The organism is Nocardia sp. NPDC050713 (assembly GCF_040654315.1).
GTDB lineage: Bacteria > Actinomycetota > Actinomycetes > Mycobacteriales > Mycobacteriaceae > Nocardia.
The window spans coordinates 1-1,331 of record NZ_JBFAHS010000044.1; the positions used below are offsets into that span (position 1 = coordinate 1).

Consider the following 1,331-nt stretch of genomic DNA (forward strand, 5'->3'; position numbering starts at 1 on the left):
GTGAACTGTCACGGGTTGGGGGCCGCTTCTTCTTAGAGGAAGATGGTCGCCATCATGTCGAAGCGTTACCCGCCCGAGGTTCGTGAGAAGGCTGTGCGTCTGGCTCTCGAGCGTCTCGATGAGTACGGGACTCCGTATGCTGCCGCCCAAGCTCTCGCGCCGTTGGTCGATGTCCATTTCGAGACGCTGCGGATCTGGATCAAGAAGGCTCTGGCCGATGGGGCGCGGCCGGGCGGGCAAGCCGGCCCCGGCTTGTCTTCGGCCGAGCGTGAGGAGTTGGCGAAGCTGCGGCGAGAGGTCCGAGATCTCAAGCAGGCCAACGAGATCCTGAAACTGGCTTCGGCTTTCTTCGCGCGGGAACTCGACCCGCGACACCGGTAATCGTCGGGTTCATCGATGAATACCGTCGGGTCTACGGTGTCGAGTCGATCTGTCGTGCGTTACGCGCGCACGGAGTGCAGATCGCGCCGAGGACCTACCGCAAGGCCCGCCGTCGGCCGCCCTCGGCCCGCGATATCGCCGACGCTCACGTGGAGAACGCGTTACGAGATCTCGAGGGCAGGCCCGAGCAGATGTACGGGCGCCGCAAGATGACCCGCTATCTGCGTCGCCAGGGCCATGACGTGGCGTTCTGCACCGTCGACCGGATCATGCGTGAACTCGGGCTCAACGGTGTCGTGCGGGGCCGCAAGCATCGCACCACCATCCCGGCCAAGGACGGCGTGCGCGCCACCGACAAGCTCAACCGCGACTTCACCGCCGCAGCTCCGAACCTGGTGTGGGTCGCGGACTTCACCTATGTCTCGACGTGGTCGGGATGGGCCTACGTGGCGTTCGTGTTCGATGCCTACTCCCGCGCGATCGTGGGCTGGACCGCCGCGGCCACCAAGACGACCGCGTTGGTGTCCAAAGCTCTCAACATGGCCGTGTGGCGGCGTGAGCGCTACGGATACTCGGTCGAGCCCGGCCTGATATTTCATACCGACGCAGGCAGTCAATACGTATCGGTGAAGTTCACCGAATCACTTGCCTTGCAGGGCTTGTCGGCTTCTGTCGGATCGGTCGGCGATGCCTACGACAACGCTCTGGCAGAGTCGATCATCGGCCTGTTCAAGACCGAGGTGATCAACCGGCACGGCCCGTTCAAGACTCGCACCGAGGTGGAGTTCGCGCTTATGGAATGGTGCGACTGGTACAACAACGCCCGTCTACATTCCCGCCTGGACTACCTCACCCCGGCCGAATACGAAGCTGCCTACTACGCTCAACAACCACCACGCCGACCGGCGCTGGTCTGAAACCGAAGCCGGTCTCCTACCCGTGACGGTTCA

The 1,331-nt window shown here is 63.4% G+C and carries 1 protein-coding gene and 1 other annotated feature; the gene reads left to right on the forward strand.

Annotation, left to right across the window (positions count from 1 at the left end; genetic code table 11):
* Window positions 1-54 precede the first annotated feature (54 nt).
* A protein-coding gene (locus AB0H49_RS34395; protein WP_357257310.1) for an IS3 family transposase occupies window positions 55-1,298 on the forward strand; the annotation gives its coding sequence in 2 pieces (ribosomal slippage) (window positions 55-343 and window positions 343-1,298; 1,245 coding nt in all).
* Window positions 342-470, forward strand: a sequence feature (AL1L pseudoknot). (Overlaps the previous gene by 129 nt.)
* Window positions 1,299-1,331 lie beyond the last annotated feature (33 nt).